General features: G+C 62.5%; 20 protein-coding genes. 14 read left to right on the forward strand and 6 right to left on the reverse strand.

Features of this window, described 5'->3' with window-relative positions; translation table 11 throughout:
- Nucleotides 1–457: 457 nt before the first annotated feature.
- The 5 genes from ACD590_RS38175 to ACD590_RS38195 all read left to right on the forward strand — a co-directional run bounded on the left by ACD590_RS38175 (nt 458) and on the right by ACD590_RS38195 (nt 4,411).
- Nucleotides 458–2,200 carry a ParB/RepB/Spo0J family partition protein gene (locus ACD590_RS38175; protein ID WP_096771803.1) on the forward strand — a complete coding sequence of 581 codons (1,743 nt, stop codon included), beginning with the start codon at nt 458–460 and terminating at the stop codon, nt 2,198–2,200.
- Nucleotides 2,201–2,293: 93 nt separating this feature from the next.
- Complete coding sequence (locus tag ACD590_RS38180) at nt 2,294–2,770, forward strand: hypothetical protein (RefSeq protein ID WP_096771804.1); 477 nt, start codon at nt 2,294–2,296, stop codon at nt 2,768–2,770.
- Entirely contained in the window at nt 2,767–3,651 is an 885-nt protein-coding gene (locus tag ACD590_RS38185) for a DUF7007 domain-containing protein (protein WP_096771805.1), read from the forward strand. The genes ACD590_RS38180 and ACD590_RS38185 overlap by 4 nt, the downstream gene beginning before the upstream one ends.
- Nucleotides 3,651–4,007 (forward strand): hypothetical protein, encoded by a 357-nt coding sequence (locus ACD590_RS38190; protein WP_096771806.1) that lies wholly within the window; start codon nt 3,651–3,653, stop codon nt 4,005–4,007. Before ACD590_RS38185 ends, ACD590_RS38190 begins: the two co-directional genes overlap by 1 nt.
- Nucleotides 4,004–4,411 (forward strand): hypothetical protein, encoded by a 408-nt coding sequence (locus tag ACD590_RS38195; protein WP_096771807.1) that lies wholly within the window; start codon nt 4,004–4,006, stop codon nt 4,409–4,411. The genes ACD590_RS38190 and ACD590_RS38195 overlap by 4 nt, the downstream gene beginning before the upstream one ends.
- Here ACD590_RS38195 and ACD590_RS38200 read toward each other — a convergent pair.
- Nucleotides 4,381–4,599: a hypothetical protein gene (locus tag ACD590_RS38200; protein WP_096771808.1), complete on the reverse strand. Its 219-nt coding sequence runs from the start codon at nt 4,597–4,599 to the stop codon at nt 4,381–4,383. The two genes, ACD590_RS38195 and ACD590_RS38200, sit on opposite strands and share 31 nt — an antisense overlap.
- Nucleotides 4,600–4,778: 179 nt before the next feature.
- On the opposite strand from ACD590_RS38200, the gene ACD590_RS38205 reads away from it, so the two are divergent.
- The 9 genes from ACD590_RS38205 (at nt 4,779) to ACD590_RS38245 (ending at nt 11,900) form a co-directional block, all read left to right on the forward strand.
- A complete protein-coding gene (locus tag ACD590_RS38205; RefSeq protein WP_096772370.1) occupies nt 4,779–5,366 on the forward strand; it encodes a hypothetical protein in 588 nt (195 codons plus the stop codon).
- A gap of 304 nt (nt 5,367–5,670) precedes the next feature.
- Nucleotides 5,671–6,594 carry an ArdC family protein gene (locus tag ACD590_RS38210; RefSeq protein WP_096772369.1) on the forward strand — a complete coding sequence of 308 codons (924 nt, stop codon included), beginning with the start codon at nt 5,671–5,673 and terminating at the stop codon, nt 6,592–6,594.
- Nucleotides 6,595–7,223: 629 nt separating this feature from the next.
- Nucleotides 7,224–7,532: a DUF736 domain-containing protein gene (locus ACD590_RS38215; protein ID WP_011427435.1), complete on the forward strand. Its 309-nt coding sequence runs from the start codon at nt 7,224–7,226 to the stop codon at nt 7,530–7,532.
- A 250-nt stretch (nt 7,533–7,782) separates the two neighbouring features.
- Complete coding sequence (locus tag ACD590_RS38220; protein ID WP_088678666.1) at nt 7,783–8,316, forward strand: hypothetical protein; 534 nt, start codon at nt 7,783–7,785, stop codon at nt 8,314–8,316.
- A 399-nt stretch (nt 8,317–8,715) separates the two neighbouring features.
- On the forward strand, nt 8,716–9,360 hold the full coding sequence (locus ACD590_RS38225) for a hypothetical protein (protein WP_171378200.1): 645 nt from the start codon (nt 8,716–8,718) through the stop codon (nt 9,358–9,360).
- Between the two features lie 433 nt (nt 9,361–9,793).
- Nucleotides 9,794–10,102 (forward strand): DUF736 domain-containing protein, encoded by a 309-nt coding sequence (locus ACD590_RS38230; RefSeq protein ID WP_011427435.1) that lies wholly within the window; start codon nt 9,794–9,796, stop codon nt 10,100–10,102.
- Between the two features lie 323 nt (nt 10,103–10,425).
- Nucleotides 10,426–10,590, forward strand: a complete 165-nt coding sequence (locus ACD590_RS38235; RefSeq protein WP_167669584.1) for a hypothetical protein — start codon at nt 10,426–10,428, stop codon at nt 10,588–10,590.
- A 333-nt stretch (nt 10,591–10,923) separates the two neighbouring features.
- The gene (locus tag ACD590_RS38240) at nt 10,924–11,400 is read left to right on the forward strand and encodes a hypothetical protein (protein ID WP_096771505.1); all 477 of its coding nucleotides are present in this window, start codon (nt 10,924–10,926) and stop codon (nt 11,398–11,400) included.
- Nucleotides 11,401–11,726: 326 nt separating this feature from the next.
- The gene (locus tag ACD590_RS38245) at nt 11,727–11,900 is read left to right on the forward strand and encodes a hypothetical protein (protein WP_170961491.1); all 174 of its coding nucleotides are present in this window, start codon (nt 11,727–11,729) and stop codon (nt 11,898–11,900) included.
- 33 nt (nt 11,901–11,933) lie between these two features.
- On the opposite strand, the gene ACD590_RS38250 is transcribed toward ACD590_RS38245, so the two are convergent.
- The 5 genes from ACD590_RS38250 to traC form a co-directional block, all read right to left on the reverse strand.
- Entirely contained in the window at nt 11,934–12,191 is a 258-nt protein-coding gene (locus tag ACD590_RS38250; RefSeq protein ID WP_096771504.1) for a WGR domain-containing protein, read from the reverse strand.
- Between the two features lie 200 nt (nt 12,192–12,391).
- The gene (locus ACD590_RS38255) at nt 12,392–12,853 is read right to left on the reverse strand and encodes a thermonuclease family protein (protein ID WP_210259757.1); all 462 of its coding nucleotides are present in this window, start codon (nt 12,851–12,853) and stop codon (nt 12,392–12,394) included.
- Nucleotides 12,854–13,224: 371 nt separating this feature from the next.
- Nucleotides 13,225–15,201, reverse strand: coding sequence for a Ti-type conjugative transfer system protein TraG (gene traG / locus ACD590_RS38260; RefSeq protein WP_096771503.1), 1,977 nt, complete (start codon nt 15,199–15,201; stop codon nt 13,225–13,227).
- Complete coding sequence (gene traD, locus ACD590_RS38265; protein WP_040140151.1) at nt 15,194–15,409, reverse strand: type IV conjugative transfer system coupling protein TraD; 216 nt, start codon at nt 15,407–15,409, stop codon at nt 15,194–15,196. Before traD ends, traG begins: the two co-directional genes overlap by 8 nt.
- A 4-nt stretch (nt 15,410–15,413) precedes the next feature.
- Nucleotides 15,414–15,710 (reverse strand): conjugal transfer protein TraC, encoded by a 297-nt coding sequence (gene traC, locus ACD590_RS38270; protein ID WP_088395915.1) that lies wholly within the window; start codon nt 15,708–15,710, stop codon nt 15,414–15,416.
- Between the last annotated feature and the right edge of the window lie 144 nt (nt 15,711–15,854).

Here is a 15,854-nt window from a genome sequence, read left to right on the forward strand (position 1 = left end):
CACATGGCGGCTTTCCTCCCAGTTCCGCCGCAGCAGCTGTTCCCCTCTGGAGGTTTATTGACCTTCACACTTCATGGGCCGCGGTTTCCGCTGGCCCATTTTTTTATCTCCCATCTATCCCGATCGACATCCAGTCGCTTGCAAGCCGATGCGTTTTTGCAGGCCGGCGGCGTCAGCCGCCGAAATGAGAAGCAGGCAAGGGAGAAAAGGAGGAAGAGGGAGATGAACCGGTCGCAGAGCAGTCGGCTGGTCGCCGCTTCCGCTCAACCGCCGCCTCCGCATCCCGCCACTCGTCCTTCGCAGGGCTGTAAGCCCCGCTCGTCCTTCGCGGCAGCGATGCTCGGCCGCAGTTGCACCCAGCCGCCCGCTCGGCGGTCCGGAAAGTGTCTTCGGAAAGAATGAAGACGCGAGAAGGGCAGGCAGAGGGCCGTGTCCAATCCCCGACAAGGAGCATCCCATGCAACTGATGAAGGTCGATCCGCGTGCGCTGAAGGACAACCCCGACAACACGCGCCAATCGAAGTCGACGCCGCAGGCCGACGCCCTGCTTTTGGCGACGATCAAGGCCGTCGGCGTGATCCAGCCGCCGGTCATTTTCCCGGAAGTCGGCGGCAACGGTTACATCATCGAAGCCGGTCACCGGCGCACTCGAATGGCGATTGCCGCCGGTCTCGAGGAAATCGACGTGATCGTCGTTGAGGCGGCCAACGACAACGGCGCCATGCGCTCGATGGTCGAGAACATTGCGCGCGAGCCGCTCAATCCGGTCGACCAATGGCGGGGCATCGAGCGGCTGGTCGCGCTCGGCTGGACCGAGGAGGCGATCGCGGTGGCGCTCGCGCTTCCCGTCCGCCAGATCCGCAAGCTTCGTCTGCTCGCCAACGTGCTGCCTTCCATGCTCGACCAGATGGCGAAGGGGGACATGCCCAACGAGCAGCAGCTAAGGACGATCGCGGCCGCATCGTCCGAAGAGCAGAAAGAGGTCTGGAAAGCCCATAAGCCGAAGAAGGGCGACACGGCGGCCTGGTGGCAGATCGCCAACGGCCTCTCGAAAACCCGCATGCATGCCCGCGACGCAAGTTTTGGCGACGATCTTCGCCTCGCGTACGGTATCGAGTGGGCCGAGGACCTGTTCGGCCCTGCCGACGAGGACAATCGCTACACCACCAATGTCGAAGCCTTTCTCGGCGCCCAGCAGGAGTGGATGGCGAGCAACCTTCCGAAGAAGGGCGCCATCGTCGAGGTCAACAATTGGGGCCAGCCGGAACTGCCCAAGAAGGCCGAACGCGTCTACGGCAAGCCGGCCAAGGGCGATTGCACCGCGATGTATCTCGATCGCGACGGCAAGGTGCAGAGCGTCCACTACCGGATGCCGGAGGCAAGGAAAACCGAAGGGCGATCCGGTCCGGCCGGCAACGCTTCGACGGAGGCCGACGACGACACCGATGTCGTCGGGAAGACCAGGCCCGAGGTCACGCAGAAGGGCCAGGACATGATTGGCGATTTCCGTACCGATGCGCTGCATGAGGCGCTCGCCCGGGCGCCGATCGAGGACGACATGCTGATGGCGCTCCTGGTCATGGCGTTTGCCGGCACCAATGTTCGGGTCGATTCCGGTGCCAACGACACCGTGTTCGGATCGAAGCGTTTCCAGCGTCATGTCGCGCGCCTCTATTCCGCAGACGGACGCTTGTCGTTCGACATGGACGGCGTGCGTGTCGCCGCCCGCTCCGTTCTCATCGACGTGCTCTCATGCCGGCGCGGCATGTCGAACAGTGGCGTCGTCTCGCGCATTGCCGGTGACGCGATCGGCGCGGACGCTTTCCTTCCAAACATGGGCACCGAGGATTTCCTGCTTTGCCTGTCGCGTCAGGCGCTCGAAGCCGCCGCCAAGTCGGTCAATCTCGTCCCGCGGGCACGGGTCCGCGAAACCCGCGCGGCACTTATCGGTCACTTCGCGGCCGATGCTGCCTTCGTCCTTCCGGCGGCGCTGTTTGCGCCTGACCCGAAGGACATCGCAGATCTTATGAAGCACGCCGATGATCTCACCGGCGACGACGGCGACGGTGCTGAGGGCGAGAACGTCGGTGTCGACAGGTTCGATCCAACAGCGACGGGACATGGCGATCCCGTCGCCGAACCCGTGGGTGATGCCGCCTCCGACGAGGAGGAAACCGCCTACGGGATCGCGGCGGAATAGCCGCCCCCGTCCTTCTCCGCCTGATCTTCCGCCGCCGGTCCTCCCGGCGGCGGTTTCGTTTCCACCACCCACAAAAACCTGAAGGAGGATGCGATGTCCGCGTCTCTGATTTATGACCTCGCCCCGATCGGCTCCATCGTCGCCTGGTCGGATGGTACCCCACGACCGCCCGAGCGCCACAGGAAGAAACTGTCCGCTTGGCAAACACGCAATAGCCAGGGCCGGCTGATCCGCAAGGAAGGCGAGCGCTGCGTCGGCAACACCAGTCTGACACCGTGTTTCACGCTGCATGAAGGCGATCTCGGCGCAAATGGCATCATCACCGTCCGTATCCACCGGACCTTTTCGCTCGATAGCGGCCTGACATTCAAAGTCGTCGAGCGCCCCGCGCTTGGATCTGTTCGCGTCTTCGATCGCCCCGGCGCCAATGCCGAACTCGTTCACCTGGCCGACAATCGGCAGGCGGCCGCGGAATGGCTCACCCGGCACGGCTATCCGCATGCCGTTCTCGAGGAGGCGACTGCCGACGAGGTCGCCGCAGATGAGATCGAAGGGAGGGCTGCGGCATGACTATGCTTTCTTCTGACTCCAACGAAGTCTCCGCCCCTGACGCGTCGGGGGCGGAGTTCGGCAGAAGCGCCGACGGCATGGCTGTCGCACATGTCGGCGATCTCGTCTTCGCGATGGTTCCGGCCCGGGATGGCCAGTATTTTCTCGCCAGCGCCTGGCGCGTGTCACGGCCGCTTGCGGAACTGAAGCGCGATGATTTCTATTCGCACTACGGCTCTGTTGAGGGCGAAGCCGCTTTCCGAAACCGCATGATCGAACAGGCCGGGCATAGCCGCGAACTGCGGCTCCTATCCCGCCAGACCGTCCGGGTGACCTGCAGCACGCCATGGGGTCCGTCGCAGGGCGCCACCGTCTACGCCGATGGAATTGTCTGCCATACGACGGCAGGTCACGGTGGCTTCAGGCTCTCTGACGCCAGCAATGCCAAGGTCCACCCGATGCTCAGGACAGATGGCGGCTGGTATGAAGAGGACGCTGCCTGGGCAATCGTCGCACTCACCTTTCCGGACCTGTTCACGACCTATGAGCGCAAGTGCGCCGATAAGACTATCCGCGACAGCTGGCCGGACGCCTGGGAAACGATCTTCGGTCGGGCGCTCGCCCCCGGCGAGTCTTACCAGAGAGACGCCCAGGCATTCGCACGAGAGCATGCCGGCGACTGGATCGTCACCGCGGCACTTCGTTCGGACCATCACACTGGTATGATCGAGGTGATCGCCACCATCGGCGGCGCGCGCGGCGAGCGAGTGGAAGAGCGCCGCTTCCTGGTGCAGAGCGACGAATATGCGGCCGGCCGCTTTGGCTTCGTCATCGATGAGACACGGCATGCCGCCTATGAGGGTTCCTCCAGCTTCGCCGCCTGGCGCGGGAGGGCGTCGTAATGTCCAACTCCGAGCAACGCGCCGGGCAGTTTACCAGAATGGAATCGGCGCGACGGCAGACCCAGCACCAGCTCGATCTGATCGACCGGCAGATCATGCGACGCATGATCACGATCATTCCCCAGCTTGGTCGCCGTCACTCCGGCTATCGCCGCGGCAAGGCGCCGGAAGCAGGCGCCTTTCTCGAACGCTACCGGGCCAACCTGGCAGCGATCACCGCCGAGCGTCAGCCGGAAATCGATGCGCTTTCGAGAAAACTCGCCCGACAGGATGCGGCAATCGCGGCGCTGCGGGCGAGAGCCGGGTCCGACGGCACAGTCGTGGCTGCTACCGGTCCGGGAGGCAGGACGCCATGAGCACGATCGGAGACCTGGAGCGAAGAGCAGGCATCGGCGCATCACCGGCGGAGCGCACCGCTTTCTGGCTGCAGTTCCATCACCTCGAAGGCGAAGCCTGCCTCAATGCCGGTGTCGCGGAACTCAGGCGGTTGATCGCTCTAAGGGAAGCACCGGCGGATCCCAGACCAAAAACGCGCACCGTTCGTCGCACACGCGAAACGCTGCCGCCTTTGACGCCGGAACAGGAAGCAGCACTTCAGGCCTATGCCGCCAGGAATGGAAGGCGCTGGAAATCGATCCTCAACAACGCCTGGATGGGCGGGCCGCCGTATGATGACGGCGGTCTGCTTCGTGGACTTCGCAACTCGCACGGTCCCACCTGGCTACAATCCTACCGGTTGCCGAAGCCGGCCAAGCGATAGGTCGAGCGCTTGACGTCGGTGAGCTGGAAAGGCTCAGGCAAGCGGGCGGGCCTGTCGTTTCGTTCGAGGACATCATAGTCCCGCGCCTTGCCGGATCGCCCTTCGGTTTTGCTGCGGTCTGAACCGGCGGCCGTGCGCTTCAAGGCCGCTGTCGCGCCGCGGGGCGGCCGGACCCCGCCGTCCTTCACGGATCAGGCTCGCGTGCTCGTTCGCGGGCAGTTTGCCCTCGTCGCCCGCAAACCGGCTCCGCTCGTCCAGGCAGGACCGGACCCTGAAACGCCCGTCTTCCGCCGGTTGGAATGACCGCACCGAAGGGCAAGCCGGCATGGGCCGGAGCCCGATCGGACGACCTCGAAAGGAAACGATCATGGCCAAGTCCGCACCCTCCTCTCGCCAGTCTGCCCGCGTCGTGCAACTGCGCAAGGGCGCCACTATAGAAATGGTCCGGCTGACATGCCCGGACGCCAGCCAGGCGGTGAAGATCGCCGAGAGTTTCGGCACGGCGGTCATCGACAGCGACGGCATTCGCGACCTGCACGAACGGCTCGTCATCGAGACCGCCGATGCGCTCGGTGAGGGCCTGGGCGACAAGGCGATGCAGATCCACCTGCAGCGGATCGTCGGCGCCTTCGTCGGCTCTGCCCACGGCGCCGGGCAGTTCTACAGCCGCGCTGTCACCGAGGCGCGCGATGCCACCGCCAAGGCCGCCAACGATGCCCGCGACGAGGATCTCGACGGCCCCGTCGGCTATGACAGCGCCGCCCAGCGCAAGCGCGAATTCGCCGCCGACATGGGCATACAGGCCCATTCGCTCAGAATGGCGGCCGAAGGCGCCGTCGCCGCCTATGCCCAGGTGATCGGCGAGACCTGGAAGCCTTTCGACCGGCCGGTCGAGCAGCCGGGTCATTCGCTCAGCCGCAAGGCCGCTGAAGCCCAGATCTCGGCCTTCGACTAGGCCGTGCCGGCGGGGCTCCGGCCCCGCCTCTCGACAAACGCGTGAACGGCAGGTTCCATGGCGGAGCCGGCCTGTTTTCGTGTCGCTGACGCGGCCAATAGGGAAACGGAAATCAGGCGGATGGCACGCCCTTCACGGCCCGTTCCGTTCGTCGGGTCTGCAGGAGCCACCGGCAGATGCAACGGCTCCGCCGTCCTCCACTGAAGTTCCGGCCGTTCCGGTGCATCGGCCGGCTGATCGGCTCCTGCCTTCTGCCCTCCGTAACGGGCCGCGACGGGCGCGGCCTCAAAACGGAGGCTTGAAGATGAGCAATACGGAGAAACAGCGGGTCGATCTTTATACCCGGATCACGGACAGAATCGTTGAGGATCTGGCGAAGGGCGTGCGGCCGTGGATGAAGCCATGGAACGCCGAGAACACGACCGGCCGTATTACCCGGCCGCTGCGTCATAACGGGCAGCCGTATTCCGGCGTCAACGTGCTGCTTCTTTGGTCGGAGGGCAGCGCCCGGGGATATACGTCATCCACGTGGATGACGTTCAAGCAGGCCCTCGAACTGGGTGCTGCCGTCCGCAAGGGCGAAACAGGCGCCACGGTCGTCTTCGCCAGCCGTTTCACCAAGTCCGAAACCGACGGGAACGGCGGCGAGGTCGAGCGGGAGATTCCTTTCCTGAAGGCGTACAGTGTCTTCAACGTCGAACAGATCGACGGACTTTCCGACCAGTATCATCACCAGCCGGCTCCGGTTCTCGATCCCGTCGAGCGCATCGAGAATGCCGATCGGTTCTTCCGCAACACCGGTGCTTCAATTCGCCATGGCGGCAACCAGGCCTTTTTTGCGCCGGCCGCCGACATCGTCCAGATGCCACCATTTGAGAGCTTCAAGGATGCGGCAAGCTACTACGCGACCTTGAGTCACGAGGTCACCCATTGGACGGCGCCGGGCCATCGCCTCGGCCGCGACCTCAGCCGCTATGACGAGGACAAATCCGAGCGGGCGCGAGAGGAACTGATCGCCGAACTCGGCAGTTGCTTCCTGTGCGCCGATCTCGGCATTGCTCCCGAGCTCAGGCCCCGCCCTGATCACGCCTCGTACCTCGACTCCTGGCTCAAGGTCCTGAGCGACGACAGGCGGGCGATCTTCCAGGCGGCGGCGCATGCGCAACGGGCCGTAAGTTTCCTGCATGGCCTACAGCCCGAACGTGCCGACGACCGGCTCGCTGCCTGAGGACTTTAGCGTCGGTCGTTGGTCTCGCCAGCGGCCGGCAACTGTTCAGGCCTCAACGTGGGGAGCGTGTCGGGATCAGCCGTGAGATCCAATTTGCCCCAGATCGAGGTTTTCCGGTCGATCGGCTTGAGCTTCCGGGATGGCTTGATTTCGACGATGGGCGACGATTCGCGAGCACGACGATAGCCCGAAGAACGGCCAACGCAACGCCCTTGCTTGGCTGTTCCCGGACGTTTGATTTTGACATGTGGACGGGGCGGCGAGCCCACCGTTGCAGGGATCCGGCAGGCAGTCGGGGCGCAGCTGCCATCGCCATATTCCCTTCCGCCGCAGATCAGGCCACGTCCTTCGCGGGCTCGATGAGGCGTGTCTGATCGAAAACCGGCTTCGCCTCGATCGTCCTCCCGCAACGGCCTTGCAAAACTTTCTTCCCCTGAGCGCGGTGCGCCCATTCCTCGCGGAACAACAAAGTTTTTCCTGGCCGCCCTCCATTTCATTCCGGCCCTACGAGCCACCCCATTGCGCAGGCGCAACAGGGACCCCGGGGGTGCGGTCCGATCGTCCCCGATCCTTGCGACAGCCATCGAGGCCGCGATGGGCGCGGCCCGAAACAGCAAAGGAATACGACAATGGCAACCATCGGCACCTTCACCTCCACCGAAACCGGCTTCAACGGCTCGATCCGCACCCTCGCCCTCAACGTCAAGGCCCGCATCGCCCGCATCGAAAACCCCTCCGACAAGGGCCCGCACTACCGCATCTACGCCGGCAACGTCGAACTGGGTGCGGCCTGGCAGAAGCGCTCCGAGCAGGATCGCGACTACCTCTCGGTCAAGCTCGACGACCCGAGCTTCCCCGCTCCGATCTACGCGACGCTCACCGAGGTCGAGGGCGAGGACGGCTACCAGCTGATCTGGTCCCGCCCCAACCGGGACTGAGATCCGGACAGGCCCCGCCGCCGAGGCGGGGTCAACCGGCGACAAAGATAAGCCGTCGGCAGGCATCGAGCCTGCCGACGGCTTTTTCGGTGCCATGCGTGACCGGAAGTGTCTGATTATGTGAGCAAGGGCAAGCAGAACTTGAGATGAAGAGGCGCGTTTGATTTAATGCGCTGCTCCCAGGGCAAGCCACCCTAACAGGGCCGTCAACGAGCGCGTCTTTTTTCTGATTTAGCCGAGTTTCAATTTGATGGCCGAAAACGATATTCAAGTCAGCCTCGAAAACTGCCTTCAGTTACTGGTAGGGCTGCCATTAAGCATTGCCCGCAACGCTGCGGACATGAAGGTTTTCCATTTTGGTACCATTCGACCGCATCCCTCAGGCAGAGGGACTGTCGGGGCCTATGCACTGCATGTTCAATGCCCGTGGCGCTTCGTTGACGAGAAGACAATAGTCACAGGGACATCAGATCGTTTCGTCGAGCCGGCTGAAGGAACGGAGCCAAACGATGACGACCCTAAATCGGGAAACTTACAGCTCATCAAAATTGCATCTCTGCTGAAAGGCTACGACGCGGAGACAAACTCCTTCGTGAACGCCACAGAGCAACTCGTCGTCATAGCCGTTAACACAGATAACTACGGCGGGGCCGACTTCTTGCTGTCAGGTGGTTACCGCCTGCAGGTTTTCCCGGATGGTTCACTTGGTGAGGATTGGCGCTTTGTCGAGCTTCAAGGCCGCCATGTCGTTATCGAAGGCGGTCGCGTACAGGTTAACGGATAGCAATCTAATCTCAACAGCCGCTCGTCGGAGTTTTTCAACGGTATCTGCCATAAGCGGACGTAACTCGTTCGACGTCACAATGAACGTAAGGTCATGTTGGATAGAAATACTGTGAAAGGAAGGCAGAGAATGGATCATTTCGATATACTTGGCCGCAGCATTGCCGACCCAGTTGTCGAGTCTTATCTTGCCCATCACGAGAAGCTTGACCCTATCGATTTTCGTACGAATGCGGAGATGGGATTTTTCGGCGGTTTCGATAGCGGTTTCGGTCTGCAGGTGGAAAGCCTTTCCGCATACATTGCCGAATTCGAAGAGGTGCGGTCAAGACGCCTGTCGGACGGCGAGGAGAGGATTGTCTCTCGCCTGTCATTTACCGGGCCGGATGCGATCAGGGCAGTGCAACGCGCCTATTCGTCGGCGTTGCCATTCGGTCTGACGTTCGGAGACAGCAGCGACATCGTGGCCGAGAAGCTCGGGACGGGCCCGTTTCGAGAAGGCAAGAGCAGCACGCTGCCGGAATATTCAGCCGAACGCTTCGTTCACTCATATGCTGTCGGCAATATAGTCGCGATCGCAAAATATGACTCCGACTTGCGGCTGATGGCGGTTTATCTGATGCAGGCTGACCGCACCATGCTCAAGGCCACGCGCCGAAAGGCGTCCTTGCCCAAGCAGAAGATCATGCCAGGGAATATCGATAAAGTCGAAGCATTGCGGGTCCAGATGCCGACGCAGCGCTGGCGGGAGTCCATGGCCGAGGGAGACGAGCTTTTCAACGCGGCCGATATCGCCACGGCTGAAACGGCGCTGAATGGGTTCATCGACACGGTGAAGGCCGCAACCAGCCAGCGGGATGCGCAGGCAATCCAGGCAGCGGTCAAGGACATCGTTCTTGCGATCAATGAGATCCACGGCAGAAGCGGGATGATCGAAACACTGGAGCGCGACGAACTTGGTGTCCTGATCGAGGCGGTCGTAAGGGCCTCGGGCTTCAGCCTCCCGGATGATGAAGATATCACCGCCGAATGGCGGGAGTGGTAACGAGACCCGTGTCGCGGAAATCCCTGATTTTCGCTACGGGGGCGGCAAGCGTCGTGTTACGGATGTTCCCTTGATGACGGCAGGATCCGGCAGGCAGTCGGAGCGCGGCTGCCATCGTCATATACCTTCCGCCACTGAGCCGAGCCACGTCCTTCGCGGGCTCGATGAGGCATGTCTGATCGAAAACCGGCTTCGCCTCGATCGTCCTCCCGCAACGGCCTTCCAAAACTTTCTTCCCCTGAGCGCGGTGCGCCCATTCCTCGCGGAACAACAAAGTTTTTCCTGGCCGCCCTCCATTTCATTCCGGCCCTACGAGCCACCCCATTGCGCAGGCGCAACAGGGACCCCGGGGGTGCGGTCCGATCGTCCCCGATCCTTGCGACAGCCATCGAGGCCGCGATGGGCGCGGCCCGAACAGCAAAGGAATACGACAATGGCAACCATCGGCACCTTCACCTCCACCGAAACCGGCTTCAACGGCTCGATCCGCACCCTCGCCCTCAACGTCAAGGCCCGCATCGCCCGCATCGAAAACCCCTCCGACAAGGGCCCGCACTACCGCATCTACGCCGGCAACGTCGAACTGGGTGCGGCCTGGCAGAAGCGCTCCGAGCAGGATCGCGACTACCTCTCGGTCAAGCTCGACGACCCGAGCTTCCCCGCTCCGATCTACGCGACGCTCACCGAGGTCGAGGGCGAGGACGGCTACCAGCTGATCTGGTCCCGCCCCAACCGGGACTGAGATCCGGACAGGCCCCGCCGCCGAGGCGGGGTCAACCGGCGACAAAGATAAGCCGTCGGCAGGCGTCGAGCCTGCCGCCGGCTTTTTCGGTGCGATACGGAACCGGAATTTGTCTGCTCAGTGGAGGCTATCGTGCCGGGAAGAAATGCCTGCCTCGAGGACGAGCGGTGCCCCCAATTTTGCCTTCGCTCCGGTGCGCCCTCCACTCCGACAAAATCGGCTCCCCCACTCGCCGGCTCCGCCGGTCGCTTCCGCGCTCCTTGACCCCGTCATCTCTTCCCGCCCCGCCGTCTCGTCTTTCACGAACTCAAGGAGATGAGACGATGACCATCGAACAGCACATCGAGGAGCTGCGGGCCGAGTTGAGGAACGCCTGCGACGCCGTCGAGCGGCGCCAGGTCGAAGCGGAGCTTCAGCTCGCCCAGGCTGATCTGGCCGTGGCGCTTGCCGAACAGGACGGCATCATCGAAGCCGAGCCGCCCTTCTGAGGCGGCTCTCATTCTGCTGGATCATGAGCCGGTCCGCCGGATCGACCGGCCTCCCGGCTGTCAGGAGTTTCCCCTCGACACTCTCACCGGCTCGCGCCGGATACGGTCACGTCCCCTCCAGGGCCGTGGGTCTCTTCTCTCTCTGACCTCCTATTTTACTCCAGCAAATCCGGCGTCAAGGACGGCGCGGTTCCCCCAATTTTTCCGCCGCTGCGTTGCACTTCGCTTCTCGGAAAAATCGGTTCCCCCGCTTGCGAGCCGCGTCCCGCGGTCCTTGACCCCTCTTTGCCACGGAGTGGCCGATCTCCGTCATCAAGATGAGGAGATCACACAATGACATCTGACCATAACCTTGCGCTCTACACCAAGCTTTCCGGTTTCCGGCTTGTCGTCCTGGCGAACCGGTTCGGCCGCGACAGCGAATTCTCGCGAGAGCTTCATGATCGCCTGCTCGAAGGACTGGAGGCAGCAATTGGGCGCGTGCGGATTATCATGGCGCTGGAGCGCAGCGTTCTCATCGCGGAGTACCGGCTTGAGGGTGAGGCTGAGATCTTCGGGCGCTTCACCATCAACCTGATGGATGAGCTCGACATCGATTTCGACACGCACGAATTCCGCATCAACGGCGGCGATTGGTCCAGCGCTTTGACGGCTGACTATACCGGCGTCGACATCGACTATCCGAAGCTGATTGCGCTCACCGACGTCGAACTCGGCTCACTTGCGCCGATCATCAAGGATATCACACGCGAAACCGGTATCGCTGTAAGCGCCTCCCGTGTCAGCTACATCAGGTGCCCAGCATCATAATCAATCCGTCGGCGGGCTCGACCATCCGGAGGGCGGCGAGAGCGGCCCTTCGTTGCGCTGCCTGCGAGACCATCGCAATGATGGCGAGAACGGCCAGCTGAGCCTCTTCCTTTCGACCTGCCGTCATCTATCATCGGGGATGCTGCAGCCCCTGCGTCGCGACGCAACCTGCCGCCGCCAGAATTTTCCCCGCCGCCTTCTGCGGCTCCTCGCCGATCAAAATTCAGTCGCCGGCAAGTCCGTTCGTTGCGGCCCTCTGGGTGCGCCCCTCCTTTCCGGTCCGCCGCTTATCCTCGCGATGACCGCAATTCGAAAGGAGAAATACCATGCAACAGCTCGCCAAATTCCTCGCCGCCACTGGCCGCCGGCTCCGCGCCCTCGGCAAAGTGATCAGCCACTTCTTCCGCAAGGGGAAAATCGGCCTGAAGCTTGCGATCAAGATCCCGTTCTTCCTCGATATCGAGGTGTCCTTCGAGACCGATTGGGACCGGCGCCGATGAGGCGCCCACATGGCCCGCTTCGACGGGCCTTTCTCAACTCGCCACAGAGGCGCGCGGGCGGTAACCGCGTTTTCGCTTTTGTCGGAGCAGATCGAGAAACAGCCGCACGGCTTCTTCTTCCCGTCCGAAATGATGGATCATCGTCTGACCCTTTGCGCCAATGCGCCCCCATTTCCTGAGCAGGCAAACATCGCCGAAGAGGTTCGGTTCGATCGACATGGCATAGTAGCGCGCCATGTTCTTCGCTACATCGGTGCGTTCGACATAGAGGTGATAGGGCTGTGCGATCATGAGACCAGAATCGCCGATCCCCGGAATCGCGTCCAACGACAGTTATGAATCGGTCGGCGTTGATCGATTCATATCGGTGATGATAGGCGAAAACTCGCATTGTGTTTGGGCGAGACGCCTGCGGCGCACGGCTCTAGTCGCGGCGCTCACGGAGCCCGCACACGGTCTCCGCCCCATGGGCGACGATCCTCTCGCGGCACTCAGCCGCACCATCCATGTCTTGCGCCGTCCCAGCGTCTGGCGAGACCCTCATCGATAAGTGTGTCGCCGATCGAGTGTCCCGATCGCGTTACGGTCCGGAGCTTGCGGCCATACTTGTCTTCGTCGCGCCAGCCGGCCGTCAGTGAGAAGTTGCCTCCATTCAGCAGCGCCAGCAGGCGTGCCTTCGCCGCCTCGCCTTTGATCCGTTCCGCCTCGCAGCGCGGCGGGCTGAGTTCCGGCGTGTCGATATCGGCAATGCGGATTTTCTGGCCCTGGAACCAGAACGTGTCGCCGTCGACGACACAATTCACATGACGGCCGTCGCCGCAGATTGAAAACGCGGCCGACGATGAGTCCGCTGCCGGTGTCTTGGCCACGGCCGGCAGTCCGGGGAGGCTGCCGGCGCCGCCAAAGGCAAGCCAGCCTGCCGCAGCAATGACAATAGCTGAGATGACTGCCATCAGCGATATGCGTGGACCCTTCCATCCCGTTCGGGATTTTCTCTGCGGGCTACGGCGATCGTTCTTGCCGCCGGATTTCCGCGGCCTTCTGAACGGAACCACATTCGATTTCGCCACCTGCCCGCTCCCTTCCTGTTTGCCTCATCCTATATCGACCCCGGTTTCATCTGCGTTTACGGAGACGCACGGCCTCGACCTGCAGTCGGGCCGGCAATATGGTGTGCGGGAGCGGGGCGCAGTCGGTCCCGCCTCCCCTCCGGGCCACTATGTTGAGGCTCCTGCGGCTGCGCTGTTTCCCGCTCCTCGCACGACGAGAATTCCCGAAATCCCGCCCTTTCGTGCGGCCGCTATGCTGATTTCTCCGATACTCTTCATTGTTCTGGATCGGCCTTGCTCGTTGCACTGCGCGCCGGCTCGATCCGAGAGGCTTCCGGCGTGCCTCTGAGCCTGTGAAACCTGTTCGTCCCAACGCAAGCCTTCATGTCGTCGCGCCGAAACCAGATCGCGCGGCCACATCTGAGCGGCGCATTGCCCGCGGTAAAGACGATCTGCTCATCGGCGCGCATGCGAAGCACCTCGTGCGGCTGGATCAACGGTCGCGCGGCCAGCTGCTTCGATCGCGTGCGCGAGGATCCCTTCGCCTGGAAACTGCGGCTGACCTGGTCGATCTCGACCGTCGTCGTGCCGCAACGGCGCGAGATGTAATCCGCCGTTTCCGGATCGTTGATCGCCGCAAAACTGATCCAGCTCGCGCTCTCGAACCACTTGCTGGCGGCGTCGCGCCCGCCATAGGTTTCGCGCATCTGGCCGATCGACTGGTAGATCATGGTGAGCGTGATGCCGTACTTTCGGCCGGCATCGCGCGCCGTTTCCAGGATCCGCATGTATCCGAGCCGCGCCACCTCATCGAGGAGGAAGAGCGCTCTGCCGGGCATAGTCCCATTACGGTTATATATCCCGTTGAGGAACGAGCCGATAATGACGCGCGCGAGGCCGGCATGCGTCTCCAGTGTTTTCAGATCGATGTTGATAAAGACGTCGGTGTTCCCATCGGCGAGATCGCCCGTGGAAAACGTCCTACCCGAAACCAGCGCGGCATAGTTCGAATACGACAGCCAGTGGGTTTCCTTGATCGCGTTGGCATAGACGCCAGAGAAGGTTTCGGGTGTCATATTGACGAAGGCCGCGACGTTCTCCTTGACGAAATCCGAGTCCGAATTGTCGTAGATCTCCTGCAGACGTTGCCGCAACTTCGGTTCGGGCTCAGAGAGATTGGCGCGAACCTGGCGCAGCGTTTGGTTTTCCTTCTCCGTGTGACCGGAGAGACAAACATCGGCGATCATCGCCGTCAACAATTGCAATGCCGAGGCTCGGAAGAAATCATCGCGCACGCCGCGCGCGCCGCCACTGTCGCTCATGATCCATGAGGCGACGGAGGCGATATCCTCTTCCTTCGTCCCGCCGAACTTGCCGATCCAGTCCAGGGCATTGAAGCCTGTTGCCGGGTTCTTCGGGTCGAGGACAAACAGATCCCGGTTCGCGCTCGTCCGGTGGGCTGAGACCATCGGCGCCACCTCGTTCGATGGATCGAGAACGATCAGCGAGCCGCCCCATTTCAGAGCGGTCGGGATCGTCACCGATGTTGTTTTGAAACCGCCCGAACCGGCGAACACGATACCGTGCGACGAACCGAACGAGCCGTCGAAGCAGAGCAGCGGTGATTTGCCGCCGGCGCCCCATGTTTCCGGCTCGTCGGCACGAAACGAGCGCGCTGCGGTGCTGTCCTTGTCGACACGGTATCGCTCACCGATCACGATTCCGCCGGTATCCGAAAACAGGTTTGCCGCTTCCGGCAGCTTCATCCACTCGGCCTCGCCATGCAGCGCCCGCTTGCCGCGGACGCGCTTCGGCTCGGCGCTGGCGAATGCCGCATTGCCGGCCAACGCGACACGCAGAGCAAAGCATGCGGCAATCGCCGCCGCCGCCGCTCCGATCAGCGTCGCCGGATCGACATAGGAGAAAATGGACATACCGGCCGGAACCTTATCGGTGAGCGCAGACAACCTCATCGTTTCGCGAATTGCGGCGATCAGGATCGTCGCCGCACCGCCGGCGACGACGCCCCATCCAGCCGTCTTGATCCTGATCGCGCCGGCGCTGGCAAACAGGAAGACGATGCCGACGAGCCCTGCACTGACATAAGGCAGCGCGATCCCGGCCCGACCAAGCGTCTGCCGTGCGGCTTCCGTTTTTCCGAGCCCGGACAGCCAGTGCTCGATCCCGGTCAAACCAGCGGCGACGAGAATCATGAGCGCGACGGGGGCGATGAAGAGCATGATCCTACTCATCGGCTTTCCCAAAGGCCTCCGCACCGATTGCCAGAAGCCGCGATCGTTCCTGTACATTGGTTTTGAGCCGCTCGCTCAAATCGATCAGCGCGCCCAGCAGAAGCGCCCGCTTCTCGTAGCGAAGACCGGCTTTGACGATCAGACCGCCAAGCTCGATCTTCTCCCGCGTGTCCTTCTTGCGGGCGTCGGATATTGTCGTGCGCGCCATCCGCTCAAGCCTCAGCAGTCCCGCCCGCAGGCGCGACAGACGGGTTCTGCGTGGACGGTGCGCTGCTTTCGCCGACGTCAGCTCCCCTCTTCCCTCCGGTCGTCGCGGCCTTTCCTCCGCGAAACCGTTTGGCCAGATCCTCGAAGGCGCCCTGCAGCTCCGCCTCGTCGATCTCGATGTCGCCAAGTCCAGCCTTGAGGGCGATCCGGCCGATGCGCTCTGCCTCACGGGTCTCGGCGGCCTTGAGCTGCTCCTGGAGCTTGGCGATTTCGTCGCGGATTTTCGAGGATGGCTTCTTCATTCCGTCTAACTCCCTTGGGTGAGAAAGCTTGTCTTTCGTACCCAATGTCCCGGAGGTGAGTGCGGAACGCACTACTGTGAATCCTACAATCGCCAAGGGCGATGCTTTCGTGAATGATCCCGGCCGTTCCGAAGGAGCGGATCC

It is taken from the genome of Rhizobium sp. 862_C5_N1_2 (assembly GCF_051811205.1).
GTDB classification, from domain to species: domain Bacteria; phylum Pseudomonadota; class Alphaproteobacteria; order Rhizobiales; family Rhizobiaceae; genus Rhizobium; species Rhizobium leguminosarum.

What these genes read in the sequence shown, in the direction of transcription:
- ACD590_RS38230 (WP_011427435.1), top strand. Translation starts at nt 9,794, where the DNA reads ATGGCAACCATCGGCACCTTCACCTCCACCGAAACCGGCTTCAACGGC.
- ACD590_RS38185 (WP_096771805.1), top strand. Translation starts at nt 2,767, where the DNA reads ATGACTATGCTTTCTTCTGACTCCAACGAAGTCTCCGCCCCTGACGCG.
- ACD590_RS38180 (WP_096771804.1), top strand. Translation starts at nt 2,294, where the DNA reads ATGTCCGCGTCTCTGATTTATGACCTCGCCCCGATCGGCTCCATCGTC.
- ACD590_RS38205 (WP_096772370.1), top strand. Translation starts at nt 4,779, where the DNA reads ATGGCCAAGTCCGCACCCTCCTCTCGCCAGTCTGCCCGCGTCGTGCAA.
- ACD590_RS38220 (WP_088678666.1), top strand. Translation starts at nt 7,783, where the DNA reads ATGGCCGAAAACGATATTCAAGTCAGCCTCGAAAACTGCCTTCAGTTA.
- traD (WP_040140151.1), bottom strand. Translation starts at nt 15,409, where the DNA reads ATGGCGCGCACGACAATATCCGACGCCCGCAAGAAGGACACGCGGGAG.
- ACD590_RS38250 (WP_096771504.1), bottom strand. Translation starts at nt 12,191, where the DNA reads ATGATCGCACAGCCCTATCACCTCTATGTCGAACGCACCGATGTAGCG.
- ACD590_RS38210 (WP_096772369.1), top strand. Translation starts at nt 5,671, where the DNA reads ATGAGCAATACGGAGAAACAGCGGGTCGATCTTTATACCCGGATCACG.
- ACD590_RS38240 (WP_096771505.1), top strand. Translation starts at nt 10,924, where the DNA reads ATGACATCTGACCATAACCTTGCGCTCTACACCAAGCTTTCCGGTTTC.
- ACD590_RS38190 (WP_096771806.1), top strand. Translation starts at nt 3,651, where the DNA reads ATGTCCAACTCCGAGCAACGCGCCGGGCAGTTTACCAGAATGGAATCG.
- ACD590_RS38255 (WP_210259757.1), bottom strand. Translation starts at nt 12,853, where the DNA reads ATGGCAGTCATCTCAGCTATTGTCATTGCTGCGGCAGGCTGGCTTGCC.
- traG (WP_096771503.1), bottom strand. Translation starts at nt 15,201, where the DNA reads ATGAGTAGGATCATGCTCTTCATCGCCCCCGTCGCGCTCATGATTCTC.
- ACD590_RS38175 (WP_096771803.1), top strand. Translation starts at nt 458, where the DNA reads ATGCAACTGATGAAGGTCGATCCGCGTGCGCTGAAGGACAACCCCGAC.
- ACD590_RS38235 (WP_167669584.1), top strand. Translation starts at nt 10,426, where the DNA reads ATGACCATCGAACAGCACATCGAGGAGCTGCGGGCCGAGTTGAGGAAC.
- ACD590_RS38195 (WP_096771807.1), top strand. Translation starts at nt 4,004, where the DNA reads ATGAGCACGATCGGAGACCTGGAGCGAAGAGCAGGCATCGGCGCATCA.
- ACD590_RS38245 (WP_170961491.1), top strand. Translation starts at nt 11,727, where the DNA reads ATGCAACAGCTCGCCAAATTCCTCGCCGCCACTGGCCGCCGGCTCCGC.
- ACD590_RS38215 (WP_011427435.1), top strand. Translation starts at nt 7,224, where the DNA reads ATGGCAACCATCGGCACCTTCACCTCCACCGAAACCGGCTTCAACGGC.
- traC (WP_088395915.1), bottom strand. Translation starts at nt 15,710, where the DNA reads ATGAAGAAGCCATCCTCGAAAATCCGCGACGAAATCGCCAAGCTCCAG.